Origin of the sequence: Virgisporangium aliadipatigenens (assembly GCF_016863615.1) — a bacterium.
GTDB lineage: Bacteria > Actinomycetota > Actinomycetes > Mycobacteriales > Micromonosporaceae > Virgisporangium > Virgisporangium aliadipatigenens.
On record NZ_BOPF01000002.1, the window covers coordinates 618512 to 643150 of the forward strand.

30 protein-coding genes are annotated in these 24639 nt (G+C 75.3%); 17 read left to right on the forward strand and 13 right to left on the reverse strand.

Going from position 1 to position 24639, the window contains the following annotated elements; all coding sequences use genetic code 11:
- The first annotated feature begins 30 nt into the window (after window positions 1-30).
- From crcB (Val02_RS03550) to Val02_RS03570, 5 genes are all read left to right on the forward strand, one after another.
- Window positions 31-438 carry a fluoride efflux transporter CrcB gene (crcB, locus tag Val02_RS03550; protein WP_203897366.1) on the forward strand — a complete coding sequence of 136 codons (408 nt, stop codon included), beginning with the start codon at window positions 31-33 and terminating at the stop codon, window positions 436-438.
- Entirely contained in the window at window positions 435-788 is a 354-nt protein-coding gene (crcB, locus tag Val02_RS03555) for a fluoride efflux transporter CrcB (RefSeq protein ID WP_203897367.1), read from the forward strand. The genes crcB (Val02_RS03550) and crcB (Val02_RS03555) overlap by 4 nt, the downstream gene beginning before the upstream one ends.
- An 82-nt stretch (window positions 789-870) precedes the next feature.
- Window positions 871-2805: a prenyltransferase/squalene oxidase repeat-containing protein gene (locus tag Val02_RS47110; protein WP_239151938.1), complete on the forward strand. Its 1935-nt coding sequence runs from the start codon at window positions 871-873 to the stop codon at window positions 2803-2805.
- Entirely contained in the window at window positions 2805-3995 is a 1191-nt protein-coding gene (locus tag Val02_RS03565) for an FAD-dependent monooxygenase (protein ID WP_203897368.1), read from the forward strand. Before Val02_RS47110 ends, Val02_RS03565 begins: the two co-directional genes overlap by 1 nt.
- A gap of 54 nt (window positions 3996-4049) precedes the next feature.
- Window positions 4050-4493 carry a sigma factor-like helix-turn-helix DNA-binding protein gene (locus Val02_RS03570; protein ID WP_203897369.1) on the forward strand — a complete coding sequence of 148 codons (444 nt, stop codon included), beginning with the start codon at window positions 4050-4052 and terminating at the stop codon, window positions 4491-4493.
- A gap of 3 nt (window positions 4494-4496) precedes the next feature.
- Here the strand turns inward: Val02_RS03570 and Val02_RS03575 are convergent, their stop codons facing one another.
- Both Val02_RS03575 and Val02_RS03580 read right to left on the reverse strand, forming a co-directional pair.
- Window positions 4497-5294 carry a hypothetical protein gene (locus Val02_RS03575; protein ID WP_203897370.1) on the reverse strand — a complete coding sequence of 266 codons (798 nt, stop codon included), beginning with the start codon at window positions 5292-5294 and terminating at the stop codon, window positions 4497-4499.
- A complete protein-coding gene (locus tag Val02_RS03580; RefSeq protein WP_203897371.1) occupies window positions 5291-5785 on the reverse strand; it encodes a SigE family RNA polymerase sigma factor in 495 nt (164 codons plus the stop codon). The genes Val02_RS03575 and Val02_RS03580 overlap by 4 nt, the downstream gene beginning before the upstream one ends.
- Window positions 5786-5895: 110 nt before the next feature.
- On the opposite strand from Val02_RS03580, the gene Val02_RS03585 reads away from it, so the two are divergent.
- Both Val02_RS03585 and Val02_RS03590 read left to right on the forward strand, forming a co-directional pair.
- Window positions 5896-6753, forward strand: coding sequence for a universal stress protein (locus Val02_RS03585; protein ID WP_203897372.1), 858 nt, complete (start codon window positions 5896-5898; stop codon window positions 6751-6753).
- 132 nt (window positions 6754-6885) lie between these two features.
- On the forward strand, window positions 6886-7605 hold the full coding sequence (locus tag Val02_RS03590; RefSeq protein ID WP_203897373.1) for a dienelactone hydrolase family protein: 720 nt from the start codon (window positions 6886-6888) through the stop codon (window positions 7603-7605).
- 5 nt (window positions 7606-7610) lie between these two features.
- Here the strand turns inward: Val02_RS03590 and Val02_RS03595 are convergent, their stop codons facing one another.
- A complete protein-coding gene (locus Val02_RS03595) occupies window positions 7611-7793 on the reverse strand; it encodes a hypothetical protein (protein WP_203897374.1) in 183 nt (60 codons plus the stop codon).
- A gap of 64 nt (window positions 7794-7857) precedes the next feature.
- Between Val02_RS03595 and Val02_RS03600 the strand changes: the two genes are divergently transcribed.
- The gene (locus Val02_RS03600) at window positions 7858-8319 is read left to right on the forward strand and encodes a MarR family winged helix-turn-helix transcriptional regulator (protein ID WP_239151948.1); all 462 of its coding nucleotides are present in this window, start codon (window positions 7858-7860) and stop codon (window positions 8317-8319) included.
- A 52-nt stretch (window positions 8320-8371) separates the two neighbouring features.
- Here Val02_RS03600 and Val02_RS03605 read toward each other — a convergent pair whose 3' ends face one another.
- Complete coding sequence (locus Val02_RS03605; RefSeq protein WP_203897375.1) at window positions 8372-8668, reverse strand: DUF6223 family protein; 297 nt, start codon at window positions 8666-8668, stop codon at window positions 8372-8374.
- A gap of 196 nt (window positions 8669-8864) precedes the next feature.
- Between Val02_RS03605 and Val02_RS03610 the strand changes: the two genes are divergently transcribed.
- The 4 genes from Val02_RS03610 to Val02_RS03625 are packed head-to-tail and all read left to right on the forward strand — an operon-like array spanning window position 8865 to window position 11848.
- Window positions 8865-10058 (forward strand): sensor histidine kinase, encoded by a 1194-nt coding sequence (locus Val02_RS03610; protein WP_203897376.1) that lies wholly within the window; start codon window positions 8865-8867, stop codon window positions 10056-10058.
- Window positions 10055-10717, forward strand: a complete 663-nt coding sequence (locus Val02_RS03615; protein WP_203897377.1) for a response regulator — start codon at window positions 10055-10057, stop codon at window positions 10715-10717. Before Val02_RS03610 ends, Val02_RS03615 begins: the two co-directional genes overlap by 4 nt.
- Window positions 10718-10757: 40 nt before the next feature.
- Window positions 10758-11459 (forward strand): arsenate reductase/protein-tyrosine-phosphatase family protein, encoded by a 702-nt coding sequence (locus Val02_RS03620; protein ID WP_239151961.1) that lies wholly within the window; start codon window positions 10758-10760, stop codon window positions 11457-11459.
- Entirely contained in the window at window positions 11456-11848 is a 393-nt protein-coding gene (locus Val02_RS03625) for a VOC family protein (protein ID WP_203897378.1), read from the forward strand. Before Val02_RS03620 ends, Val02_RS03625 begins: the two co-directional genes overlap by 4 nt.
- Before the next feature lie 7 nt (window positions 11849-11855).
- Here the strand turns inward: Val02_RS03625 and Val02_RS03630 are convergent, their stop codons facing one another.
- Together Val02_RS03630 and Val02_RS03635 are read right to left on the reverse strand one after the other, a co-directional pair.
- Complete coding sequence (locus Val02_RS03630) at window positions 11856-12272, reverse strand: VOC family protein (RefSeq protein WP_203897379.1); 417 nt, start codon at window positions 12270-12272, stop codon at window positions 11856-11858.
- Window positions 12273-12400: 128 nt separating this feature from the next.
- A complete protein-coding gene (locus Val02_RS03635) occupies window positions 12401-13519 on the reverse strand; it encodes a glycoside hydrolase family 26 protein (RefSeq protein WP_239151972.1) in 1119 nt (372 codons plus the stop codon).
- A 273-nt stretch (window positions 13520-13792) separates the two neighbouring features.
- Between Val02_RS03635 and Val02_RS03640 the strand changes: the two genes are divergently transcribed.
- Together Val02_RS03640 and Val02_RS48610 are read left to right on the forward strand one after the other, a co-directional pair.
- Window positions 13793-15895, forward strand: coding sequence for an MMPL family transporter (locus Val02_RS03640; protein ID WP_203897380.1), 2103 nt, complete (start codon window positions 13793-13795; stop codon window positions 15893-15895).
- A gap of 33 nt (window positions 15896-15928) precedes the next feature.
- The gene (locus Val02_RS48610; RefSeq protein WP_203897381.1) at window positions 15929-16360 is read left to right on the forward strand and encodes a DivIVA domain-containing protein; all 432 of its coding nucleotides are present in this window, start codon (window positions 15929-15931) and stop codon (window positions 16358-16360) included.
- 10 nt (window positions 16361-16370) lie between these two features.
- Here Val02_RS48610 and rfbB read toward each other — a convergent pair whose 3' ends face one another.
- Genes rfbB through Val02_RS03680 form a run of 7 tightly spaced genes read right to left on the reverse strand, consistent with a single transcriptional unit; the run spans window position 16371 to window position 21864 of the window.
- The gene (gene rfbB / locus Val02_RS03650) at window positions 16371-17357 is read right to left on the reverse strand and encodes a dTDP-glucose 4,6-dehydratase (protein WP_203897382.1); all 987 of its coding nucleotides are present in this window, start codon (window positions 17355-17357) and stop codon (window positions 16371-16373) included.
- A gap of 1 nt (window position 17358) precedes the next feature.
- Window positions 17359-18117, reverse strand: coding sequence for a GntR family transcriptional regulator (locus Val02_RS03655; protein ID WP_203897383.1), 759 nt, complete (start codon window positions 18115-18117; stop codon window positions 17359-17361).
- A gap of 49 nt (window positions 18118-18166) precedes the next feature.
- Window positions 18167-18661, reverse strand: a complete 495-nt coding sequence (locus Val02_RS03660) for a hypothetical protein (protein ID WP_203897384.1) — start codon at window positions 18659-18661, stop codon at window positions 18167-18169.
- On the reverse strand, window positions 18658-19830 hold the full coding sequence (locus Val02_RS03665) for a molybdopterin-dependent oxidoreductase (RefSeq protein WP_203897385.1): 1173 nt from the start codon (window positions 19828-19830) through the stop codon (window positions 18658-18660). The genes Val02_RS03660 and Val02_RS03665 overlap by 4 nt, the downstream gene beginning before the upstream one ends.
- Window positions 19809-20447 carry a methyltransferase domain-containing protein gene (locus tag Val02_RS03670; protein WP_239151994.1) on the reverse strand — a complete coding sequence of 213 codons (639 nt, stop codon included), beginning with the start codon at window positions 20445-20447 and terminating at the stop codon, window positions 19809-19811. Before Val02_RS03670 ends, Val02_RS03665 begins: the two co-directional genes overlap by 22 nt.
- A complete protein-coding gene (locus Val02_RS03675; protein ID WP_203897386.1) occupies window positions 20444-21208 on the reverse strand; it encodes a TIGR04282 family arsenosugar biosynthesis glycosyltransferase in 765 nt (254 codons plus the stop codon). Before Val02_RS03675 ends, Val02_RS03670 begins: the two co-directional genes overlap by 4 nt.
- Complete coding sequence (locus Val02_RS03680) at window positions 21205-21864, reverse strand: glycosyltransferase family 2 protein (RefSeq protein ID WP_203897387.1); 660 nt, start codon at window positions 21862-21864, stop codon at window positions 21205-21207. The genes Val02_RS03675 and Val02_RS03680 overlap by 4 nt, the downstream gene beginning before the upstream one ends.
- Before the next feature lie 113 nt (window positions 21865-21977).
- Here Val02_RS03680 and Val02_RS03685 point away from each other — a divergent pair, with 113 nt between their 5' ends.
- From Val02_RS03685 to Val02_RS03695, 3 genes are read left to right on the forward strand one after another with little or no spacing between them, the layout of a single operon-like run.
- Window positions 21978-23291, forward strand: coding sequence for a hypothetical protein (locus tag Val02_RS03685; protein ID WP_203897388.1), 1314 nt, complete (start codon window positions 21978-21980; stop codon window positions 23289-23291).
- A 6-nt stretch (window positions 23292-23297) separates the two neighbouring features.
- Window positions 23298-24338, forward strand: a complete 1041-nt coding sequence (locus tag Val02_RS03690; RefSeq protein ID WP_203897389.1) for an NAD-dependent epimerase/dehydratase family protein — start codon at window positions 23298-23300, stop codon at window positions 24336-24338.
- 33 nt (window positions 24339-24371) lie between these two features.
- Window positions 24372-24638, forward strand: a complete 267-nt coding sequence (locus Val02_RS03695) for a hypothetical protein (protein ID WP_203897390.1) — start codon at window positions 24372-24374, stop codon at window positions 24636-24638.
- Window position 24639 lies beyond the last annotated feature (1 nt).

The following is a 24639-nucleotide window of genomic DNA, read 5'->3' on the forward strand; positions in this document are numbered from 1 at the left end:
CACCGGCGGCGGGGCTTGTAATCTGCGGCGGTGCGATCATCCGACCTCGACCCGGCCGTGCTGGCGGTCGTCGCCGTCGGCGGCGCGCTCGGTTCGGCGGCGCGCTACGGGGTCTCGCTGGCGCTGCCGCACGACCCGGCGTCGGGGCTGCCGTGGGCGACACTCGCCGTCAACGCCGTCGGCTGCCTCCTGATCGGCGTGCTGACGGTCGTGGTCACCGAGGCCCGGACCGCGCACCGCCTCGCCCGGCCGTTCCTCGGCGTGGGGTTCCTGGGCGGGTTCACGACGTTCTCCACGTGGGCGGTGGAGGTCCGCGGCATGCTGGCCGGCGGGCGGGCCCTGGTCGGGGTGGGATACCTGGCGCTGACGCTGGTCGTGGCGTTCGCGGCGGTCGCCGCGGGGCTGTCCGTCGCGCGGTGGGTCCGGGGGAGCCGGTGACGCTCGCGCTGGTGCTGCTCGGCGGCGCCGTCGGCGCCCTGCTCCGCTACGTCACCGAGGTCGTCGTCCGCCGCCGGCTGCGGACCGCCTTCCCCGTCGGCACCTTCCTGGTGAACGTCACGGGCAGCCTCGTTCTCGGCCTCGTCACCGGCGCGGCGACGGCGTTGCCGCCGGAGGTGGGAACCCTCGTCGGCACCGGCTTCTGCGGCGCGCTCACCACGTACAGCACGTTCGGCAACGAGACGCTGCAGCTGTGGCGCGACGACCGCCGCCGGATCGCTGTCGGCTACGTGACGGCGAGCGCGTTAGCGGGACTGGCCGGCGCGTTCCTCGGCGTGGCGCTTACGTAGTCGGCCGGCGCATTTGCGTAGCCGGATCATGCATCGACGGCCATAGAGTCGAAAGGACCGCTCCCTCGGAAGGTGGTCCACTGTGGACAGACGCGTCGACGCGGCCATCGCGGCAGCCGCCGGTTCGCTGTGGCGCGAACGCTCCCCGGACGGCGGGTTCACCGGCGGGGAACCGTCCGGCTCGGTGCTCGCCACGGCCGGCGCGATCGTCGCCCTGCACGCGGCCGACCCGGTGGGTTCCGCCGCACGGGTGGCCGCCGGTGCGCAGTGGCTGCGCCGCCACCGGGGTCCCGACGGCGGGTGGGGCGATCCGGCGGCCACGGCGGTGGCGATCGCCGCACTGCGCTGCACCGGAACGTCCACAGTGGAGGTCGCCGGCGGCCTGCGGCGGCTGCTCGCCATGGGCGGAGTGGCCGCCGTGGCCGACACCGCCACCGCGCACCTGTGCCGGCAGTTCCTCGACCTGGCCGGCCTCTCCGACGGCACGCGCCCGCACCGGCTGCCGCTCGAACTGGTCCTGCTCGACGGGCTGCGCCGGCGGCGGCTCGGCTACCGCTGCGTGGCGTTCGTGGCGACGGCGCTGCTGCAGGAGGTGACGATGCCGCCGCCGGGGCCGCCGCGCCGGTGGACGCTCGGCCGGGCGCGTGCCGCCGCGGTGGACCTGCTGGAGCGCGTGCACGACGACGAGGGCCGAACGGGCGAGTTCGGCGCGCAGCCGTGGCAGGCGGCGCTCGTCTGCCTGGGACTGGCCCGGGCCGGCCGCGCCCCGCACATCGTCGCGGCGACCGTGGGTTACCTGCACCGGGCGGCCCGCCCGGACGGCGGCTGGCCCGCCACGACCGGCCCCGACCTCGAGGGCACCGCCGTGGCGCTGGCCGCCCTGCTGACCACGCGCGTCGCGCCTGCCGACCCGACACCGCGCACCGACCCGGTGGCCGACGCCCTCCGCCACCTAGCCGCGCGCACCGCCCCGGACGCGGAGACATCCCGCTCCGCGCCCGGCCCGGGAGCCGCGACCGCAGCTCCGCCCGGCTCCGGGCTTGCCGGCCCGAGCGGCGACCGTCGCGGGCCCGCCGATGGGCCCGCCGCTCGGAGCGCGGACCCGGACGTGCGGGGTTTCGGGGACACGCCGCCCGGCGCGGGGCGCGTCGACGCGGCCGTCGAACGGCGGTGGCCGGACGGCCCGGCGGGCGGGCCCGGTGGGCTCGGCAGCGGTGGCCGGGACAGCGGTGACGCGCGGCTCGCCGAACTCCTGGAGTGGTTGCGGCGCAGCCGGCGGCGCACGCCGTTCCACCTCTTCGACGCGCCGGCCGGGGGCTGGAGTCGTTCGACCGGAAAGGGCTGGCCGAGCGCGGCGGCGACGGCCGAGGTGATCGTCGCGCTGGCCGCGGCGCCGGGCTCCGCCGACGACCCAGTCCTGCCGGGCGCGGCCCGCTGGCTGGTCGGACGCCGGGACCGCCGCGGCGCGTGGAGTCCGTGGGTGCGCGACACGTCGGTGGCCGGCGAGGGGCCGTGCCCGAGCGTGACGGCCCGGGCCGTCGTGGCGCTGCTCGCCGCGGGCGTCCCGGTGACCGACCCGCCGCTGCGGCACGCGCTGCGCTGGCTGCTGGCGGCGCAGCGCCCGGACGGCACGTTCGACCGGGCCGGCCACCGGGGGCGCACGCTCGGGACCGCGTGCGTGCTGGAGGCGCTGGCCGTCGCCGGGCTCGGCGCGCATCCGGTGGCCGTGCGGGCCCGGGACCGGCTGCTGGAGGTCCAGCGCGCGGACGGCTCGTGGGGCGACGGCACGGCCGAGGAGACGGTGTGGGCGCTGCTGGCGTTGCTGCGCGCCGGCGTTCCGGCCGACAGCAATGCGGTCCGGTGGGGCGTCGGCTGGCTGCTCGCCGCGCAGCGCCCCGACGGCACCTGGCCGACCGTCCACATCGGACAGGTGGCGGTGACCGGCAACGCGCTGCGCGTCCTGTCCCGCTACCGCGCGGCCGTCCCGGTCCCGGCCCGCGACTGGGCCGGTGCGTGATGGGCCCGGACGTCGTGGTCTGCGGGGCCGGTGCCGCCGGACTCGCCGCCGCGCACGCCCTCGGCCTGCTCGGCCTGCGGGTTCTCGTGTTGGAACGGCGCACCGCCCCGAGCGGCGTCGCCAAGGGCGAACTGCTGCAACCCGAGTCGATCGGCGCACTCGACGGCTGGGGCGTGCTGCCCGCCCTGTACGACGCCGGCGTCGGCGCGCTCGCCCGGATCCGCGTGCGGGACCCGCTCGGCGCGCCCCTGCTCACGCTCGACTACGACACCCTCGGCGGCGCGTACCGGCGGATCGGCTGCGTGCCGTACCCGACGCTGCTGCGCGCGTTCGCGGAGCGGCTGGCCCCCACCGTCGAACTGCGCCGCAACGTGCGCGTCGTCGAACCGCTGCGCAACGGCGGCGGCCGCGTCAACGGGGTGCGGGTCGCCGACGGCGAGACCATCCACGACATCCCGGCCCGGCTCGTGGTCGCCGCGGACGGCGTGTCGTCGCGCCTGCGCACCGCGCTGCTGATGCCGGCCCGTCGGCGCCGCTACGACCACAGCCTGCTCACCCTCGAACTGCGCGGCGCCGGCGTCGCCGAGGAGGTCAGCGCCCACCGCACCCCGCGCGGGCTGCGCCTGCTCTACCCGCTGCCGGACGGCCGGGTGCGGCTCTACGCGCAGGTGGGGCGCGACGAGTTCCGCGGCGGGACGGGCGACCTGAACGCCTGGGCGGACCGCCTCCTCGCCGACACGCCCGCGCTCGCCCCGCTCGCCGGGCCGCTGCGCGAGGGCCTGCACCGCCGGCAGCTGTTCGCCGTGTACCGGGTCGACGCGAGGGCGTTGGCGGCGCCCGGGTTCGTGCTGGTCGGCGAGGCCGCCCACGCCGTGCACCCGGTCGCCGCCCAGGGGGTGAGCGCCGCCCTCGCCGACGCGTGGGCGCTCGCCGCCCACCTGGCCGCCGCGGGCGGGATCGAGGCGGCCGCCGTCGACCGGGCCCTGCGCGGCTACGCGCACGAGCGGATGACCCGCCACGCCCGAACGGCCACGCTCGGTCACGACCTCGCCCGCATGCTCACCGGCACCGGCGGCCTGCCGCGCCTGCTCGGCACCCGCACGTTGCGCCGCGCCGCGACGAACCCTGGGGCAATCCTCGGAGAATTGGCGGGTGTCGCCATGTCCACGCCCCACTTGACGGGAATCTGACGCGCCGCCTCCTACCCTTCGACGGACGTCGCAGTCCGTAGGGAAAGGTGGTCGATGGACAGGACGGCGGTCGAGGAGGAGTACGTCGAGTACGTGACCGCACGGGCGGACGGGTTACGCCGCCTCGCGTTCGCGTTGACCGGTGACCCCGATCTCGCCGACGCCCTGGTCCAGTCGACCGTCACCGACCTGTACGTGCACTGGCGGCGGGCCCGTTCCGCACCCGACCTCGACGCCGACGTGCGCTCGGCGCTGGTCCGCTCGTGGGTGCGCGGCCGCCGCAGGGTCGTCGGCCGGGCCTCGGCCGACTCCGTGCGCGCCGCCATGCAACGGCTGCCGCGCCGGGTGCAGGCGGTGCTGGTGCTGCGGTTCGGCCTCGGCATGTCGGTCGACGCGACGGCCGCGACGCTGCGCTGCACCGACCGGGCCGTGCGCCGGCGGGCCGCCCGGGGGCTCGAGGCGTTGCGCGCGCACCTGGGCGACCCGCCGCCGGCGTGAACGTCAGATGTGCAGCGCCGGGTCGGTGGCGATGGCGATCAGCTGTTCCATGGTCAGCACCGGTTCGGTCTGGCGCGGGCCGCCGGTGTCGCCCTGGCCGCCCTGGTTGGCGGCGACGATGAGGATCGCCGTGCCGTCCGGGCGGGTCACCGCGACGTAGTTGTCCCGCACGACGCCCTCCTCGATGCGGTTGGCCAGCACCGTCTCGCCGCGCGGCCCGGTGCTGACCGTGCACAGGTGCGCCGGGAACGACGTGCAGTCCGTGGGCACCGACCAGACCGTGCTGCGCCGGCCGACCGACAGGGACACCTCGCCGGAGCGGCCGTTGCCGGTGACGTCCGCGGCCGCGTTGTAGTGGTCGAAGTCGCCGCCGCTGCGGTCCGCCTCGTGATACAGGTACGCGAACCGGAACGGGTCCTTGCCCTCGTGGCTGCGCCCCGTCGTGGCGCCGGGCACGACCCGGGTCAGCGCCGCCTTCGTCGCCTCGGACAGGCGCGCCTCGGTCGCCTGCGCCTCGGCCGGCGGGGTCCGGTACGCCTTGCCCAGCGGCGACGGGGTCGGGTTCGCCGACGCCGACGGTGACGGCGAGGGCACCGGCGGCGCCGCGTACTGCTCCTGCGGGCCGGTTCCGCCGGCCGTCACGAGCAGCGTGGCGCCCACCAGCCCGACCGCCGCCACCGCACCCCCGCCGGTGGCCCAGCGGCGCAGCCGCTCCCGGCGGCGTCCGCGCGCGATCACCCGTTCCACGTCGACGCCGGGCGGCGGCATCGCGCCGATGGCCTCGTCGAACACTGTCCTCATGGTCTGACTCCCGATTCTTCGGCGTGCTGTCGCAGGGTGGCGAGGGCGCGGGCACACTGGCTCTTGACGGTTCCCACGGATGTGCCCATCAGGGCGGCGGTCTCCTCGATGGAGTGGTCGGCGTAGAAACGCAGCACGACCACGGCCCGCTGGCGCGGCGGCAGCCCGCGAAGCAGGGCCATCAGCCCCTGCTCGTCGCCCGGCGGCGCGGCCGGGGCCTGCCGGTCCGGCAGCGCGCCCGCGGACTCGCGCCGGCGCCACGCCCGTTTCCGCTCGTCGAGCCACGTGTGCAGCAGCATCGCCCGCACGTATCCGTCGAGGTTCTCCGCCCGCTCGGCCTGTCTCCACTTGGCGTAGAGCTTCAGCAGCGTCGCGGCCACCACGTCGTCGGCCGTGTGCCAGTCGTGGCAGACCAGGTACGCGATGCGCCGCATCTCGTCCATCCGCGCCGCGACGTACTCCCGGAAGGCCGCCTCGTCGGCTGACTTCACCTTCGCTCCCTTCGGTCCCTCATCCGTGGAGACGGCGGTGACCCCCGCGTGGGGTTGTCGATGGGTCGATGTTGCTGCGGGGGAACGTCGGCACGGCGCACCATCGGGGCATGGAGCTCACGCCGCAGGTGGTCGTCGGGGTCGACGGCTCGGACCCCGGTCGCGCGGCGCTGCGCCTGGCCGCCGCGGAGGCCGCCCGGCGCCGGAGCGCGCTGCGGGTGGTGTGCGCGTTCGAGCCGGACTGGCCCTCCTCCCTCTACGGCGCCTCGCCGGACGTGCAACGCCTGGTGCGCGAACGCGCCGAACAGGTGGCCCGCGAGGCGGCGCACGACGCCCGGCGGTTCGCACCCGACGTCGAGGTCGTCGGCGAGGCCGTCGCCGGGGATCCGGGGGAGGTGCTCATCGACGCGGCCGACTCGGCGGGACTGCTGGTGATCGGCCATCGCGGGCACGGCGGCTTCGCGAGCCTGATGCTGGGCGCCGTGAGCCACATGGTGGCGATGCACGCGCGGGTGCCGGTTCTCGTGGCCCGGGGCGACACCGAGCCGGGCGACAAGCCGGTCGTCGTGGGCGTCGACCACACCAGCGAACACGCGGTGCGCGCGGCGTTCGAGGAGGCGGCGACGCGGGGCTGCGCACTGGTGGCGGCGCACGCGTACACGGTGCCGGTAGCGGCCTGGCCGGTGGTGTCGCTGCCGATCCCGTGCGAGCCGGACGTGGTGCGCAACGCCGCGTTCGAGGAGCTGAACGCCGCCCTCGCGCCCTGGCGGGACAAGTTCCCGGCGGTGCCGGTGAAGCCGGTCGCGGCGCGGGGGAGCGCGGCGCGCATGCTGGTGGGGATGTCCAGCGGGGCGGCCGTCGTGGTGGTGGGTTCGCGCGGGCACACGGCCGCCGTGGGCACGCTGCTCGGCGCGGTCGGCATGCAGCTGCTGCACCACTCGGACTGCCCGGTGCTGATCGCCCACTGACCGGGTGTGGTAGCTTCACCCGCACGTTCGACCGAGGGAGGTGAGACCGATCAACGCAGTGACAGGTCGGGGCTCCCTCGCCGGCGAGGCCTAGGGAGCGCCCGCAGCGGCATCCCGAAAGGCTCATCCTTCATGCGTTTCACCTCACGGGCGTCGTCCGACGGCGTCCTGACCCGGGAGTTCCTCCTCGACGGGATCCCGGCGGTGCTCCGGACACCCGACGGCGCGACCGGCACCCGCCCGTTGGTCCTGATCGGGCACGGCGGCGGCCAGCACAAGGCGGCGCCCGGCGTCGTGGCCCGGGCGCACCGGCTCGTATCGGAGTGCGGCTACGCGGTCGCGGCGGTCGACGCGCCGGCGCACGGCGGACGCCCCCGCAGCCCCGAGCACGAACGCCTCATCGGCGCGCTGCGCGCCGGCGGGGACCCGACCCCGGTCCTGACCGAACTGCACGCGCACCTCGCGGCGCAGAGCGTGCCGGAGTGGCGGGCCGTCCTGGACGCGCTGCGCACGCTCGACGGCGTCGGCGAGGGGCCGGTCGGCTACGTGGGCATGTCGCTCGGCTGCGCGCTGGGTGTGCCGTTCGTGGCGGCCGAGCCGCGGGTGCGCGCCGCCGTCCTCGGCCTGAACGGCGCCGGCACCTCCGTCGAGGCGGCCCGACGGATCACCGCCCCGGTCGAGTTCGTGCTCCAGTGGGACGACGAACGGGTGCCCCGCGACGCGGCCCTGGCGTTGTTCGACGCGTTCGGCTCGACGGAGAAGACCCTGCACGCCAACCCGGGCGGGCACGGCGACGTGCCGGCGTTCGAGACGGACAGCGCGATCCGCTTCCTCCGGCGCCACCTGGGCTGACGGGTCTACCGGTCCCCGGCGGCGGCGCGGCGGGCGGCACGCTCCTGCGCGGCGATGCGCTTGCGCTCGGCCCAGTGCCGCTTCCACTGCTCGCGGGCCTCGTTGGTGGCGCCGTGCAGCGCGCCCTCGACCGTCGCCGGGCCGTAGACCTTGAACAGCAGCGACCAGTGCCAGTCCCGTCGACTCACGGTTACCCCTCACGCCAATAGTTGGTACACAAATAATAGGCACACCATGCGTTAGGCTGGGAGGGTGACAAAGGCCGCAGCCACCGAAACCGACGATCTCCTCGCGCTCGAACGGCAGGTGTGCTTCGCGCTGGCCGTCGCCTCCCGCAACGTCATCGCGCTCTACCGGCCCCTGCTGGAGCCGATGGGGCTCACCCACCCGCAGTACCTGGCGATGCTGGCGCTGTGGGAGCGTTCGCCGCTGCGCGTCAACGAGCTGAGCCACCTGCTGCAGCTCGATCCCGGCACGCTGTCGCCGCTGCTCAAGCGCCTCGAGGCGGGCGGGCTGGTGCGCCGCGAGCGGGCCGCCCACGACGAACGCGCGCTCGCCGTGTCGCTCACCGACGCCGGCCGCGCGCTGCGCCGCGAGGCCGAGAAGATCCCGCCCGCCGTCGTGGCGAAGCTCGGCATGCCCCTGGCGAAGCTGCAGGAGCTGCACGCCGCGCTGACCGAGGTCATCGCCGCCACCCGCACGCCCGCCCGCTGAGCCCGACCGCCGTGCTCCCCGCGCGGCGGTACCCACGGCGGCCCGCGGGCGGCTACGCCCGGCGGCGGGCCAAGCCGCCCATGACCACCGCGGCCACGCCGAGCACGACGGCCGCGAAGCCGCCCACGATGCCGCTCCCGCTGCCCGGCCCGCCCTCGGCGGTGGCCACGACGAACACGCCCACGAGCGCGCCGGCCGTCCCGGTGGTCAGCGCGACGAGCGCGCCCCGACGGCCGGCGCGGCGGGCGAGGGCCAACCCGGCGACGATGACGGCGGCGAGCGCCACGAGCGCGGCGACGCTGGCCACGGCCCGATCGGCCGTCAGCGCGTAATTGTCCACAGTGGACATTGGTTCCTCCCGAATTCCGGTCCGGATGTGTGGCCCCGATCGTGTCCGGCGGCACCGCCGGCCGTCATCGTGCGGGCGCAGGCGCCGCGCGCTGCTGCGCCGGTGGTAGGCGCGGGGAAATACCGCGTGCGTGGTAGGCCGGCGCTCCTCCGCGCGCAGGAGTCGCGGCGGGCGCCGGCGCGGATAGGGTGCCCGCATGGGCAGGGCAAACGTCGCCCTCCGGGACTGGGCGGTGGCCGTCGGCGTGGCGGCGGTCGTTCTGGTGGCCGGGCTGGGCCTCGATCCGGGCGGCGGAGCCCCGGCGGACCTCACGGCGCGCGCGGTCGGCGGGCTGGCGCTGCTGGTCGCCGGCGGGCTGGCGCTGGCCGTGCGCCGGCGCGCGCCGGTCGCCGTCCTGGTCGTCACCGGGCTGTGCGCGGTGGGCGGGCAGGCGGCGGGGCTGGATGTTCCGGCGGTGGCGTACGTGGTCGCGGTGTACGCGGCCGTCCGGGCGGGGCACCGCACCGTCGCCGTCGTCGTCAGCCTGCTCGTGCTCGGGGCGCTCCCGCTCGCGACGATGGTGACCGGGCCGCTGGACACCGGTGCGGCGTTCGCCCGGGCGCGGGGTGTGCTGGAGCTGGCCTGGCTGATCGCCGCCGGCGCCGCGGGAGAGGCGGTGCGCCAGGCGGAACGGCGGGCCGACGAGGCCGAACGCACCCGTGAGGAGGCCGCGCTGCGCCGGGCCGGCGAGGAACGCCTGCACATCGCCCGGGAGTTGCACGACTCGCTCACGCACCAGATCTCCGTGATCACCGTGCAGGCGGAGGCGGCCGTCCACGTGGCCCGCCGGCGCGGCGAACCCGTCCCGGACGCGCTGCTGGCCATCCGCGACGCGGGCCGCGAGGCCTCCCGGGAGCTGCGCGCCACCCTGGAGACGCTGCGCGACGACGGCGCGAACGCCCCGTGCGGCCTCGACCGCCTGCCGGAGCTGGTGGCCCGCGCCCGTGCCGCCGGCCTCGACGCGACGCTGACGATCGCGGGGGAGCGCACCGGTGTGCCGGCCGCCGTCGAGCGGGCCGCGTACCGCATCGTGCAGGAGTCCCTGACGAACATCGCCCGCCACGCCGCGGCCGCCACGGCGACGGTGCGCGTCGAACACCTCCCGGGCAGGTTGACCGTGCGGGTGGAGGACGACGGGACGGCCCGCCCGGACGCCGTTGCGGAGCCCGGTGTCGGCCTGCGCGGCATGCGCGAACGGGTCACCGCCCTCGGCGGCCGCCTCCGCGTCGGCCCGCGCCCCACGGGCGGCTTCGCGGTGGAGGCCGACCTCCCCCTGACATCCGCCGCGGAGTCGTCGGTTCCCACCGAAGAACGTCGCCCGGCCGGGTCGGTGGCGGGGCGCACCGCGTGATCCGGGTCCTGATCGTCGACGACCAGCCGCTGATCCGCAGCGGCTTCCGTGCCCTGCTGGAGATCGAGGACGACATCGAGGTGGTCGGGGAGGCCGCCGACGGCGCCGAGGGGGTGGCGCTGGCCCGCCGCCTGCTGCCCGACATCGCGCTCGTGGACGTGCAGATGCCGTTCGTCGACGGGATCGAGGCGACCCGGCGGATCGCGGCCGACCCGGCGCTGTCCGGGGTGCACGTGGTCATCCTGACCAACTACGGCTTCGACGAGTACGTTTTCGACGCGCTGCGGGCCGGCGCGGCCGGGTTCCTCGTGAAGGACATCCGGCCCGACGACTTCCTGCACGCGGTGCGCGTGGCGGCCCGGGGCGACGCGCTGCTGGCCCCGTCGATCACCCGCAAGCTGATCGACCGCTACGTCACCCAGCCGCCGCGCCCCGAGCCCGGGCCGGCGCTGGCGGGGCTGACCAACCGGGAGCGCGAGGCCGTCGCGCTGGTGGCCCAGGGCCTGTCGAACGACCAGATCGCGACCCGCCTCGTGATCAGCCCGGTGACCGCGAAGACGCACGTCAACCGGGCGATGACGAAGCTGCGCGCCCGCGACCGCGCACAGCTGGTGGTGTTCGCCTACGAGTCCGGTCTGGTGACGCCCCGCAGCAGCTGAACGCTGTTGCATCAAATCAGTTTGATGTAGTCTGCGGGGCGTGGAGTTCCTCATCGCGGTGGGTCATCCGCTGCGCCGGCGCCTGCTGGGCGAGCTGGCCCGGGGCGACCGGGCGGTGCGCGAGCTGACGGCCCTGGTCGACGAGCCGCAGAACCTCGTCTCCTACCACCTGTCGAAGCTGCGCAAGGCCGAGCTGGTGACCGCCCGACGCAGCAGCGCCGACGGCCGCGACACCTACTACACGCTCGACCTGGACCGCTGCGCCGACCTGCTCGCCGGGGCCGGCGCGGCACTGCACCCGGCGCTGCGCCTGCGCCCGCCGGAGCGACCCGCGCCGGTCGGCGGACGGGTGCTCTTCCTGTGCACCGGCAACAGTTCGCGCTCGCAGATGGCCGAGGCGCTCCTGCGTCACCGCACCGCCGGGGCCGTCGAGGCGCACAGCGCCGGCAGCCGTCCCCGGCCGGTCGATCCGGACGCGGTCGCCGCGATGGCGGCCCGGGGCATCGACCTCACCGGGGCGCGGCCGAAGCACCTGGACGGCTTCACCGGGCAGCGGTTCGACCGCGTGATCACGCTGTGCGACCGGGTACGGGAGAGTTGTCCCGAGTTCCCCGGGCACGCCGAGCCGGTGCACTGGAGCATCCCGGAGCCGGCCGACCGGGCGGCGTTCGAGCGGGTCGCCGACGTGCTCGACCGGCGGATCGCACTCCTGCTGCACACCCTGACAACGGAGGCGTCATGACCGACCACACCGTGCACGTCCGTTACCTGGTGGACGACGTGCGAGCCGCGATCGACTTCTACACCACGCAGCTCGGCTTCACGTCCGACACGACGTTCCTGCCGGCGTTCGCCGACGTGCGGCGCGGCAACCTGCGGCTGCTGCTGTCCGGCCCGACGAGTTCGGCCGGCCGCGCGATGCCGGACGGGCGCAGCCCGCACCCCGGCGGCTGGAACCGCATCCACCTGCTCGTCGAGGACATCGACGCCGAGGTCGCGAAGCTGCGCGCGGCCGGTGTGCCGTTCCGCAGCGACGTGATCAGCGGGCCGGGCGGTCGGCAGATCGTGCTGGACGATCCGGCGGGCAACCCCGTCGAGCTGTTCCAGCCGGCCGACCGCGCGCCCCGCTGAGAGTGGCTCAGGCCTCCCGGGGCGCCCCGAGGTTGAACATCCACGAGACCCCGAACCGGTCCACGAACTGGCCGTACTCGTCGCCCCACATCTGCTTCTTCAGCGGCTCGTTGACGGTGCCGCCGGCCGACAGCTTCTCGAAGTAGCCGCGCAGGGTGTCATCGACGTCGCCGTTGATGCAGATCGTGACGCTGTCGCCCGCCTTCACCGGCATCTCGGGCGGCGTGTCCGCGCCCATGAGGGTGTAGCCGTCGGCGGTCTCCAGCTGGCCGTGCATGACCTTGTCGGCGACCGGCCCTTCCATGCCGAACTCGCCGAACGTGTTCACGGTGAGCGTTCCGCCGAGCACGCTCTTGTAGAACTCCAGCGCCTCACGGGCGTTGCCCTCGGGGAAGCTGATGTAGGGGTTGAGTCGAGAGGCCACGATGCCCTCCTTGGTGGGGACCGAAGGAACGCCCGCAGCCTAACGGGACGGCGACCCCACAAGTGCAAGATCAGCGAAGAACCGCCCCGACCGGCTCCGCCGGCCGGGGCGGTTCGTGGTGCGTGGATCTAGCGGACGCGGACGTTGAAGATCGGGTCGGCCGCGACCTTCCGGAACGCGGTCAGGCTCTCCCTGGTGCTGTCGATGCGCATGTCCAGGCCCTGCTGGTCGGAGGCGGTGTCGAAGTACACCATCGCCTTGATCGCGGGCATCGCCTTCAGCTGCTGCAGGACGGTGCCGTACAGCTTGGCCTTCTCGGCCGGCGAGCACTTCGTCCTGCACTCGTACATGCCCCACTCGGCGACCATGATCGGCTTGCCCGTGGTGAGCGCCCAGTTGTACCAACCCGGGAAGACGTTCTTGTCGGTGGTGCGGTTCATGAGGTTGTTGAAGTCGCCGTAGTGGTAGCCGTTCGGCTGCGAGTTGACGTAGGAGTCCACGCCGACCCAGTCGACGACGTCGTTGCCCGGGTACAGGTCCTTCCACCAGGAGGAGTTGTTCCACTTCTCGACGTTCATGTAGGCCATGACGAACACGACGTTGGTGACGCCGTTGGCGCGCATGCGCTGGACGGTGTGGCGGTACATCGCGGCGTAGTCCTTGGCGGTCATGCCGCTGCCGGTGTTGGTGGAGACGTCGTTCTCCGGCTCGTGGTGGATGGCCATGAAGAAGGTGTCGGTGTAGTTCGCCTTGATGTACTTGGCGAGCTTGTCGATGCGGGCGTCCTGCTTGCCCTTGGCGACGTCGGCCCACTTGGCGCCGTAGCCGACCTTCCAGTTCGTGAACAGGATGCGCGGCTTGCCGGCCTCGCGCGCCATGGCGATCTCGTCCTTGGTCGGGAACATCTCGTCGCCACGGTGGTAGGTGTGGTAGACCGACGCGGTCCGGCCCGACTTCTGCTCCCAGGTGCGCAGCGCCTCGTCGCGCGGGGTGTCGGAGAAGCCGCCCGCGGCCGCGCCCCACAGGATGTTGCACGAGGGCACGAGCTTCGCGTCGACCGTGCAGTTCGGCGCCGGCTTGGCCGGGGCGGCGGGAGCGGTCGGCGTGGTGCCGGCGAGGGCGCCACCGGCGAGGGCGATGCTGCCACCGAGGGCTGCGATGGTCGCCGCGAGCGGCAGGATCGCGCGGGTGATCACCCGGGCGGTCGAGGTGCGGCGGGCCGTGGTGTTGCGGGCGGTGGCAGTCACTGGGCTTCTCCTTCAGAAGTCCGTGGGCTGGACAAGAAGAAGATTCGCGGGCGGAAGTGGCGGGCCCGGGTCGCCGTTCGTTGCCGTCGAGTTGCGCCGTTCCCGGGAGGACCGTCCACAGTGGACACAGCACGCGGAAACCCGCTCCCGGCACGGTTTTCACCCGTCGGGAGCGGGCGGTTGCAGACGGGTATCCGGGGCTGATCAGCCGCCCCGCGGCCGGGGTGCGCCCGCCGTTGCCGGTTCGTGTCGTCGCGGTGCTTCGATACGGCGGTGGACGGGATCATGCGGGGGCTCGGCCGGTTCTGCACGCGCCGGCCGGGGTGGGTGGTGACCGGCTGGCTGCTGGCCGCCGTGGCGGTGGCGGCGTTGGTGGGGGCGTTCGGGCGGCCGGTCGCGGAGGACATCACGCTGCCGGGCAGCGACGGGCAGGTCGGCCGCGAACTGATGGAGCGCGCGTTCGCCGGTTCGGGGAACGGCACCGGGCAGCTGATCCTGCGGGTGCGCGACGGCAGCCTCGCCGACCCCGGCCGGGCCGAGGCGATCGCCGTCGCGCTCGCCGAGGTGAGAGCGCACCCGCACGTCGCGAACGTCCGCCCGCCCGACGCGGCACAGGGCACGCTCGGTGCCGACGGGCGCATCGGCTACGCCACGGTGGAGTTCGACGTGATCTCGCGGGAGGTCGACCGGGCGCTGGCCGAGGGGGTGCTCGACGCGGCCGCCCCGGCCCGCGCGGCGGGGGTCGAGACGGTCGGCGCGGGTGCGCTCGCCCGGCCGGAGTCCGGCACCCGCACCGGCGAACTCCTCGGGTTGGCCGTCGCGGCGCTGGTCATGGTGGTGGCGTTCGGCGGGCTGGTGGCCGCGGGGCTGCCACTGGTGACGGCGCTGGTGACGCTGCTGTGCGGGCTGGGGCTGATCGGGCTGGCGGGACACCTGACCGACGTGCCGTCGGTGGCGACCACGCTCGCCACGATGATCGGCCTGGGCGTCGGGGTCGACTACGCGCTGTTCCTGCTCACCCGGTACCGCGCGCTCGGCCGGGACCGGGCGGCGGTCGTGGCGACCGTGGCGTCCGCCGGCACGGCCGTGGTCTTCGCCGGCGGTTCGGTCGTGGTGGCGTTCGGGGGACTGGGGCTGGCGGGCGTGCCGATCCTGACGACGCTGGCGTGGACGGCGGGGCTGGTGGTGCTGCTCGCCGTCGGGGCGGCCACCACGCTGCTGCCGGCCGTGCTGACGCTGCTCGGGCCCAGGGTCGACGCGCTGCGGGTCTTCCGGCGGCCGGCGGGCTCAGGTCGTTCCCGCTGGGGAAGGCTGGCGGAGCGGATCACCCGGAAGCCCGGGCGGTACGCCCTGCTCACGACGGCGCTGCTGGTCCTGGTGACCGCTCCCGTCGCGGACCTCGAGACGGGGCAGCTCGACTTCGGGAACAACCCGCCGGGGACCGCGACGCGCACCGGGTACGACCTGCTCGCGGAGGGCTTCGGGCCGGGGATCAACGGGCCGCTGACCGTCGTCGCCGCGCTCGACCCGCCGGCCGGCGACGGCGACGGCCGGATCGCCGCGCTGCGGGACGCGGTCGCGCGCACGCCCGGGGTGGCCCGCACCCGGCCGGCCGCGGTGTCGGCCGACGGGCGGGTGGCGGCCGTGCGCGCGGAGGCGGACTCGGCGGCGAACGACCCGCGCACCGCCGACACGATCAGGGCGCTGCGGCGGGTGACGGTGGCCGGCGCGGACGTGCACGTGACCGGCGCCGTGGCGATCCGCGGCGACGTCGGCGAACGGGTCGCCCGGCGCATGCCGTGGGTCATCGCGGCGGTCGTGCTGCTGTCGGCGGTGCTGCTCCTGCTCGCCTTCCGGGCGCCGGTGCTGGCGCTCAAGGCGGCCGTCATGAACCTGCTCTCCGTCGGCACCGCGTACGGCGTGCTGACGGCGGTGTTCCAGTGGGGGTGGGGCGTGCGGGCGATCGGCCTGGACGGTCCGGTGCCGGTCGAGGCGTATGTGCCGATGATGCTGTTCGCGCTCCTCTTCGGGTTGTCGATGGACTACGAGGTGTTCCTGCTGAGCGCCGTGCGGGACGCGTGGCGGGCCTCGGGGGACAACCGGGCGGCGGTGCGCGACGGGCTCGCAGGCACCGGCCGGGTGATCACCTCGGCCGCGCTGATCATGGTCTGCGTCTTCGCGAGTTTCATCCTGAGCCCGAATCCGATCATCAAGATGTTCGGGCTCGGGTTGGCCGTGGCGATCGCCGTGGACGCCACGATCATCCGCGGGCTGCTGGTCCCCGCGACGATGGCGCTCCTCGGCGACCTGAACTGGTGGACGCCCTTCCACAAAGCGGGTCGAGGCGGGTCGATACCGGCGTCGCGGATCCGGTAGCCTCTGCGCTCCGGGCACACGGTGGGAGGGAAAGTGTCGGGCGAAATGGGCCTGGCCGCATGCGCCACCATTGTGTTGATCATCTGCCTGTTCCTGCTGATCCGCGGGCGGGGCAGCGACGACGATGACGACGCCGTGCCGGAGCCCAGGATCGACGCCCGTCCCGCCGAGGCCGTCCGCCGCGGGCGGGAGCACACCTTCGAGACCCTCGCCCGGCGCACCGACGAGATCACGTTCCGCCGGCCGCGGATGGGCCGGCCGGGCTACGAGGAGGACGAGGTCGACGCCTTCCTCGACGAGGTGATCCGGGCCTGCGCCGAGGGCGTGCCGCTGGATCCGGCGCGGGTGCGCGGGGTGTCGTTCCGCAAGTCGCGGATCGGGCGGCGCGGGTACGACGAGGACGAGGTCGACGTGTATCTCGACGAGGTCGAGGAGGCGATGCGCCGGCTCGGCGGCCCGACCTGATCGCGGCGTGCTACCAGGCGGACTCGGCGACCAGGAGGCGGTCGCGCAGCGGCGCCCACCACGCGCGGTGCGACGCGTACCAGTCGATCGTCGCCGCCAGGCCCGCGTCGAAATCGACCGTCGGGGCCCAGCCGAGTTCGGCGCGCAGGCGGGTGGAGTCCAGCAGGTAGCGGCGGTCGTGGCCGGGGCGGTCGGGCACCGTCTCGATCCGCGCCGCCGGCAGGCCCAGGTGCGAAAGGATCCGCCGGGCCAGGTCGGCGACGCTCACCTCGACGCCGGAGCCGACGTTGTACGTCGCGCCGATCCGTCCACTGTGGAGGACCCGGTCGATCGCCGCGCAGTGGTCCTCGACGTGCAGCCACTCCCTGGTGTTCTGGCTGGTCGCGTAGACCGGTAGCGTCCGGCCGTCCAGGCCGTTGGTCACAAAGAGCGGGATGACCTTCTCGGGGAACTGGTAAGGCCCGAAGTTGTTGGCGCAATTGGTGATCGTCACGGGCAGGCCGAACGTCTCGTGGTACGCCCGCACCGCGTGGTCGCCACCGGCCTTGCTGGCGTTGTAGGGCGTTCGCGGCCGGTAGGGGGACTCCTCGGCGAACGCGCCCGGGTCGTCCAGGGCCAGGTCGCCGTAGACCTCACAGGTCGACACGTGGTGGAAGCGGGCCACCCCGACCCGGCGGCAGGTCTCCAGGAGGCGCTGCGTGGCGAGGACGTTCGTGGCGAAGAACGCCCCGGGGTCCAGCACGGCGCGGCTGTTGTGCGACTCGGCCGCGAAGTTGACCACCACGTCGATGCGGTGCTCGCGCAGGGCGGCCTCCACAGTGGACGGATCCCCGATGTCGGCGTGCACGAAGGGCATGCCCTGCGGCAGGGACTCCCGCACGCCGGCGTAGGTCAGCGCGTCGAGGGCGACGACGCGGTCGTCGGGGTGGTGCGCGTGCCAGTAACGCACGAAGTTCGCCCCGATGAATCCGGCGGCACCGGTGACGAGCAGGCGCATATCACGTTCCCCCAATGTGGAGACCCGGCGGGTCGGCGGCGGGCCAGCCCCGGAACTCGACGTCGAGCCGGAACCGGTGGCCCAGATAACGGTGGTCGGACAGGGCCAGCGGGGTGGCCTCGTCGCGCAGCGCGAGCCGGCGCACGAGCAGAACGGGCGTGCCGGCGGCGACGTCGAGGAGCGCGGCGACGGACTCGCTCGCGGCGGCGGCCGCGATGCTCTGGCGCACGATCGTGACGCCGTGCCCGTGCCGCCGCAACGTCTCCCACACGCCCGGCTGCTCGGCGTCGGCGCGGCTGACCGGCGCGGCGACGGGCAGCGGCACCCACTCGGTGACGACGTCGAGCGGATGCGCGCCGGCGACCCGCACGGTGCGCACCCGCAACGCCTCCGCGCCGGCCGCGACGTCCAGCGCCGACGCGGTGTCCGGCGGCAGCGGCCGGTACCCGTACTCCACGACGCGCCGGGTCAGCGGCACACCGGCGTCGGCGACGGCCGAGGACGCGTGCTGGAACGTGCCGAGCGCCAGCGACTGCCCGAACGCCGCCCCGGCCGCGACGTACCAGCCGGAGCCCTTGCGGGCGGTGACCAGCCCCTCGTCGCGCAGCTGCTCGAGCGCGCGCCGCACGGTGACCCGGCTGACGCCGTGCCGCCGGCCGAGGTCGGCCTCGCTCTCCAGGGCGCCGGAACGGGCGTAGTCGCCGAGCGCGATGCGTTCGCGCAGCTCGGCGGCGAGCTGCGCGAACCGCGAACCTGTCATGGATCTGTATCGTACAGCAAGCGATCAGGTGCCCGCGCCCTCGTCGGCGTCAGGTGTCGGCGCCCGTGCCCGGGTCAGCGGGGGTGGCGACGCCGGGCCCGCGACGTGCCCGCCGCAGCGCCGCGCCCGCGATCCACGCGGCGACGCCCGACCAGACGACCGCGGCGGTCAGCGCCAGCCCGACCCCGTAGTCGCGCGGCAGCACCGACGGGTTGTCGGCCGGCGCCCCCGGCCCGAGCGCGAGCGGCAGCGCCACGAACGCGAGCACCGCCGTCACGAACAGGCCGCCGAGCACCGGCGTGCGAGCGGGTCGCGGCAGCCACCGGGTCACCGCCGTGCCGACGAGCAGCGCCGCCGGCAGCAGGACGAAGTCGTGCCCGACCAGGACCGCCGCCAGCACGACCAGGACCCCCGGCCGCCGTGCGTCGTGGTCCGTCAGCGCACCCACGAGGGCGAACGCCATGAGCCCCACACCCAGCGCCCCCAACAGGATCCGCACCGTCATCCCCGCCGCCGGCCGCTTCGACGGCGGACCGGCGCTCACGCGGACACCTCGATCCGGCCGACCCACTTGGTCTGCAGGACACCCGGACGGTTCGGGGCGATCAGCCGCAGCGGGTACCCGTGGTCGGGGTGCAGCGGCTCCCCGCCGAGCCGCAGCGCCAGCAGCGCCAGCGGATCGGCCGCCTGCGCGGAGTCCAATGTGGACACCCGGTACCGCCCCGCGCGTTGCAGCGACTCGACGGTGACACCGCTGTCCCGGGTGCCGCCGACGGCGCGGACCAGGTCGGTGACGCGCACGCCGGACCAGACGCCGTTCGCGCTCCAGCCCTCGACGCAGGCGATCGGCAGGGTCGCCGTGTGCTGGGGAAGCGCCGCGAGGTCCGCCAGGGAGAGCCGCAGCGTGCGGGCCGGGCCGGCGACCTCGAGCCGGTACTCCTCGGCCGTCGTCCTCACACCCGCGGCGGCGGCGGTGCGGTTCACCGGGAGCCCCTGCGGACCGATGCGCGGGTCGCGGGGCGCGAGGACGGACAGGCCGGCGAGCGGCCGCAGGGTCTGGCCGAGCGTGGCCGCCGTGACGGCGATCCCGGCCGCGCCCACGAACCCGAACAGCGCGCGCCGGCTCACGCCGTCCGGTGCCGGCGCCGGTGGCGGTCCGGTGAGCGCCGCCCTGATCAGCGGCAGCTTCACGGCCACGTGCAGCAGCAGCCCGCCGACGACGAGCCACGCCGCCCGGTAGTGCGCCGCCGGGAAGTAGAACGGCATCAGCCCGTAGACGCGGGCGACGTTCAGTACGCCGGTGACGAACTCGAACAGCGTGCCGGCGACGAGTGCGGCGATGCCGGCGCGTTCCAACGCGTGGGCCGCGTCGCGCACCGGCGGCAGTGCGAACAGCCGCGGGTACACCGACCACAGCTTCGCGGCCAGCAGCGGGATCGCCGCCAGCCCGGTCGCCACGTGCACGCCCTGCGTGACGCGGTACAGGCTCACCGGCCGCGTCGGGAACGTGAACCACCACGCCGGGTGCTGCAGCGCGTGGCTGTAGAGCCCGGTCGCGAAGCACACGCCGATCGCGAGCGCGAGCCACAGACCGAGCCGGCTCACCAGCCACGGCGACCGCAGCGCCGACGTGAACCGCGGCACCGGCCCTTTGCTGAGCGCGGCGCGTGCCCTACCGACCGGCCCGGCCCTCAGCGCAGGCGTACGAACCATCGGCCCGCCTCCGTCCAGATCCGCGCCACGGCGAGCCCGGCCGCCGCGGCCACCGTCCCGATGTCGGTCACCGTCACGTAGGCCCACGGGAAGGGCGTGCTGATCCGGCCGCCGCTCGCCAGCGCCACCTGCCCCCGCCACGAACGGGCACCCGGCGGCTCGCACTCCACGAGCACGTCGCCGTCGGGGGAGCGCAGGACCGCGCACCGTTCCAGCAGCCGCACCGGATCGCCGCCGATGCCGATGTTGCCGTCGGCGAGCAGCACGTGCCGCCAGGTCCCCTCGTCCGGCAGCGGCCCGAACAGGTCGGCGCGCACCGCCGGCGCCCCGCACCGCCGGGCCGCCCGCACGGCCGTGGCCGAGATGTCCACGCCGAGCGCACCCGTGCCCCGGGCGGCCAACCGCGCGGCGAGCCGCCCCGGCCCGCAGCCCAGATCCAGCACCGGCCCCACGCAACCGTCCATGATGGACCGATCGCCGGGGCGTTCACCGGTGTAGCGCCGCGCGTCGAGAACCTGCACCGCCCGGCCGCTCAGGTCGACGAGGCGCAGGACCGCCTCGGCGCCGCGGGTCGCCCGGCGCAGGGCGGCGTCGTACATCACCAGCGGCGCCGTCACGACCCCACCTCCCGCGCCGCCCCGACCGGTGTCGCTGCGGCGTGCGGCGGGTCGGCCGAGATCGCGCCGGGCTGTGCCGCGCCGGCCGGGGGCGGGAGGATCTCGCGCACGGCACGGGCGAAGCGGCCGTGCGGGGCGAGCGCCGCGACCGCCCGCGCGTCGGCCGCCGTGTCGACGTCGGTGCGGGTCGGCAGGTACGCCACGGACAGTCCGCGCGCCCGGAGGGCGGCCACCGTGCGCGCCGCCGTGTCCGCCCTGGACATCGGCACGTCGCGCAGTGCCGCGCCGTGCCGCGGGTCGCGCAGGGCGAGCGCCCACCAGCCGCCGTCGGCGGCCGGACCGATGGCGGCGTGGGCCGTCGCCAGGGCCGCCGCGGCGGCGTCCAGGTCGTCGCCGTCGACCTGCGGGGTGTCCATCCCGACGAGCACGCTCGGGCCGCCGCCGTCCGCGGCGTGGTCGGCGTAGGCGTGGGCGAGGCGTTCGGCGAGGCCGGTGCCGCGCTGCTGCCGCACCCGCCATCCCGCGGGCGGCCCGTGGTGTCCACTGAGGACGATCGTCCGTTCGACGAACGCGCGGGCGGCGGAGCCCGCGTCGAGGGTGTCGGCGAGCGCGGCGGCGGCGATCCGGGCGGCCTGCTCCGGGCTGCACGGCGGGCAGAGCCGCGTCTTCACCAGCCCCGGCACCGGCGCCTTCGCCATGAGGAGCAACGCCGTCCCCCACCCCGCCGCGCCGAGGGACACCGGGTCGGGCCGGGCGGTCATCGGGCACCCGCCAGCAGCCGGCTCATGTCCCGGACCGCCCGGGCCGTCCCGCGCACCGACCCCGTCACCTTCGAACGGGTCCCGGCCGCGCGCGGCCCGTAGGAGACGTCGACCTCCGTGACCCGCCACCCGGCGGCACCGGCGCGCAGCACCATCTCCAGCGGGTAGCCGAAGCGGCGGTCGCGCAGGTCCAACGCCCGCAACGCCTCCCGTGGCGCGGCACGCATCGGGCCGAGGTCGCGCAGCGGCAACCCGGCGGCGCGGCGCAACCGGTGCGCCAGCACGGCGTTCGCGACCCGGCCGTGCAGCGGCCACGCCGCCGCGCTCGTCGGTCGTCGCCGGCCGAGCACCAGATCGGCGGCGCCGTCGCGCACCGGGAACGCCACCCGGGGCAGTTCGGCAAGGTCCAGGGAGCCGTCGGCGTCGGCGAAACACACCACGTCGGCCGTCGCGGCGAGCAGCCCGGCATGCGCGGCGGCCCCGAACCCGCGCGTGGGCTCTTGCACGACCGTGGCACCGTGTCGTTCGGCGACCTCGGCCGAACCGTCGGTGGACCCGTTGTCCACCACGATCGCGCGGAAGCCGGCGGGCAGGCCGGTCAGCACGGCGGGCAGGGCGGGCGCCTCGTTGAGACAGGGCAGGACAACGTCAATCACGTGGCGGACGCTACCCACGGCGACGGCGGCGATCGCTTACGGAAATCTGACGGCACCTTACGAACCGAGAACGCGTCCCGTCGATGCGCGTCGGCACGCCTACGGTCGGACGTGTGCCCCTCGCATCCCGCGTCGAGCCCGCGTCCGCGACCCGGACCGTGGGTCCCGCCGTCGCCGTCGCCGTGGCCGCCGTCCTGGTCGCCGGCACCGCGCTCGGCGGTTACCTGCTCAGCCGTTCCGGCGTCGACCTGCACCTCGGCTCGACGCGGCCGGTCGGCGGGCACTACCGGGCGCACCTGACCGGCTGGCTGCTGCCGGCGGCGTTCGTCGCCCTCGTCGGCGTCCACAGTGGACAGCGGTGGGCGGCGACGCTGCCGTGGCGGCGGCTGCTCCTCGCCTCCTGGGCGGGTACGGTCGCCTGGGCGGTGACGCTGGCGCTCGTCGGTGGCGGCCCGCGCGCGTTGGGCGCGCCGCTGACCAGCCGGCACGAGTACCTGGCCGAGGTGGCGCGCGCCGACGCGATGGGCATCGGCGGTTTTCTGCGGGAGTTCGCGGTGTACATCGTGGACACACCGCCGGTGTGGACCACCCATGTGGCCGGGCATCCGCCGCTGGCGACGCTGGTCTTCGTGCTGCTGCACCGGATCGGGCTCGGTGGGCCCACCCCGGCCGCGCTGCTGTGCGTCGCCGTCGGCGCGTGTGCGGTGCCGGCGGTGCTGGATTCCGTGCGCCGGCGCGGCTCCGAGGGCATCGCGCGGCGGGCGGCGCCGTTCCTGGTGCTGGCGCCGACCGCGCTGTGGGTGGCGACCAGCGCCGACGCGCTGTTCGCCGGGGTCGCCGCCGTCGGGCTGTGGCTGCTCGTCTCGGCGGGCGGCCCGGCGCGGGCCGTGCTCGGTGGTGCCGTGCTCGGGGCGACCCTCTTCCTCTCCTACGGGCTGGTGCTGCTGGCGCCGCTCGCCCTGGTCGCCGCGTGGCGCGGCCGGGAGACCGCGCGCGTCGTCGGGCCGGCGCTCGCCGGGGTCGCGGTGGTGGTCGCCGGTTTCGCCCTCGCCGGGTTCGTCTGGTGGGAGGGACTGGCGGCGACCGCGCGGCGCGTGGTGCTCGGGGCCGGCCACCGGGATCGCCCCGGCTGGTTCTTCCTCTTCGGGAACGTCGCCGCGTCCGCAGTCGCCGTCGGACCGGCCACCGTCGGGGCGCTCGCCCGATGGCGGCCCGCGCCGTGGCTCTGGTTCCCGGGCGCCGCACTTCTCGCCATGACCGTCGCGACGGCCTCGCAGCTCTCCGTCGGCGAGGTCGAACGCATCTATCTCCCGTTCACGGTGTGGCTGCTGCCGCTGGCCGCACTTCTTCCGTCCGGACGGCGTTGGCTGGCCGCCTCCGCCGGGTGGGCGTTCCTGATCGCGATGACGACCGAATTGGCCTGGTGACGAAAGATGCGCGTACTCCTGACCGGCGCGGCCGGTTTCATCGGCACCCACGTCGCGTCCGCGCTGCGCGAGAGCGGGCACGACGTGGTGGCGCTCGACGGCTGGCACCCGGCCGCGCACCGCGGCGCACCACCGTCCATCGTGGAGGGTGTGCCGCTGCTGCACGCCGACGTGCGGGACCGCGCCGCCGTGGAACGGGCGCTGCACGGCGTCGACGCGGTGGTGCACCAGGCGGCCATGGTGGGCCTCGGCGCCGACGTCCAGGATCTGCCCGACTACGTGGGCTGCAACGACCTCGGCACGGCCGTGCTCCTCGCCGCGATGGCGGCCCACGGGGTGCGCCGGCTCGTGCTCGCCAGTTCCATGGTGATCTACGGGGAGGGGGCGTACCGGTGCGCCGCCCACGGCCCGGTCGTGCCCGCGGCCCGGCGCGAGAACGACCTGCGCGCCGGCCGCTTCGACCCGCCCTGCCCGCACTGCGACGCGCCGCTGACCCCGGAACGGGTCGACGAGGACGCGCCGGTGCGCCCGCGCAGCGTGTACGCCGCCACGAAGGCCGCGCAGGAACACCTCGCGGGCGCGTGGGCCGACGCGACCGGCGGCAGCGTCGCGGCACTGCGCTACCACAACGTCTACGGGCCCGGGATGCCGCGCGACACCCCGTACAGCGGCGTCGCGGCCATCTTCCGCTCCGCGCTCGAACGCGGGCAGCCCCCGACCGTCTTCGAGGACGGCGGGCAGCGGCGCGACTTCGTGCACGTGCGCGACGTGGCCCGCGCCAACGTGGCCGCGCTGGAGGCGGCACCGCCCGGCTTCCGCGCCTACAACATCGCCTCCGGCCGCCCCTGCACGATCGGCGACGTGGCGGCTTCCCTGGCGCGGGCGTGCGGTGGCCCGGCCCCCGTGGTGACCGGCCGGTTCCGGGCCGGGGACGTGCGGCACATCGTCGCCGCCCCGCACCGCGCCGGCGCCGAACTCGGCTTCACCGCCGCGCTCGCCTTCGCCGACGCGGTGGGGGAGTTCGCGATCGCGCCCCTGCGCGCCTAGCTCTCATTGACGTTCGCCGCTACCGTTTCCGGCGTGGACGACTTCGAGGCCTGGCTGGCCGCGACCCGCGACCAGATCTTCGGGGAGATCGACCGGCTGCACGAGCAGGTCCGGCGGGACGGCGCCGAGTTCCTCGCCGAGGAGGGCGGCAGCCCGGAGTTCGACGAGGTGGCGCAGCTGGTCGTTGCCGGGCGGCTCAGCTGGTCCGACGTCTGCACCGGCAACAGCGCCGACCCGGTGGTGCAGTCGCTGCACCGCCGGTTCTGGCAGGCCCCCGACGACGACGCCCGGCGGAGGTAGC

Excerpts from the sequence above, each read along its gene's own strand:
- Val02_RS03565 (WP_203897368.1), top strand. The coding sequence starts at position 2,805 with ATGGGCCCGGACGTCGTGGTCTGCGGGGCCGGTGCCGCCGGACTCGCC.
- Val02_RS03570 (WP_203897369.1), top strand. The coding sequence starts at position 4,050 with ATGGACAGGACGGCGGTCGAGGAGGAGTACGTCGAGTACGTGACCGCA.
- Val02_RS03575 (WP_203897370.1), bottom strand. The coding sequence starts at position 5,294 with ATGAGGACAGTGTTCGACGAGGCCATCGGCGCGATGCCGCCGCCCGGC.
- Val02_RS03585 (WP_203897372.1), top strand. The coding sequence starts at position 5,896 with ATGGAGCTCACGCCGCAGGTGGTCGTCGGGGTCGACGGCTCGGACCCC.
- Val02_RS03590 (WP_203897373.1), top strand. The coding sequence starts at position 6,886 with ATGCGTTTCACCTCACGGGCGTCGTCCGACGGCGTCCTGACCCGGGAG.
- Val02_RS03605 (WP_203897375.1), bottom strand. The coding sequence starts at position 8,668 with ATGTCCACTGTGGACAATTACGCGCTGACGGCCGATCGGGCCGTGGCC.
- Val02_RS03610 (WP_203897376.1), top strand. The coding sequence starts at position 8,865 with ATGGGCAGGGCAAACGTCGCCCTCCGGGACTGGGCGGTGGCCGTCGGC.
- Val02_RS03625 (WP_203897378.1), top strand. The coding sequence starts at position 11,456 with ATGACCGACCACACCGTGCACGTCCGTTACCTGGTGGACGACGTGCGA.
- rfbB (WP_203897382.1), bottom strand. The coding sequence starts at position 17,357 with ATGCGCCTGCTCGTCACCGGTGCCGCCGGATTCATCGGGGCGAACTTC.
- Val02_RS03655 (WP_203897383.1), bottom strand. The coding sequence starts at position 18,117 with ATGACAGGTTCGCGGTTCGCGCAGCTCGCCGCCGAGCTGCGCGAACGC.
- Val02_RS03665 (WP_203897385.1), bottom strand. The coding sequence starts at position 19,830 with ATGGTTCGTACGCCTGCGCTGAGGGCCGGGCCGGTCGGTAGGGCACGC.
- Val02_RS03675 (WP_203897386.1), bottom strand. The coding sequence starts at position 21,208 with ATGACCGCCCGGCCCGACCCGGTGTCCCTCGGCGCGGCGGGGTGGGGG.
- Val02_RS03690 (WP_203897389.1), top strand. The coding sequence starts at position 23,298 with ATGCGCGTACTCCTGACCGGCGCGGCCGGTTTCATCGGCACCCACGTC.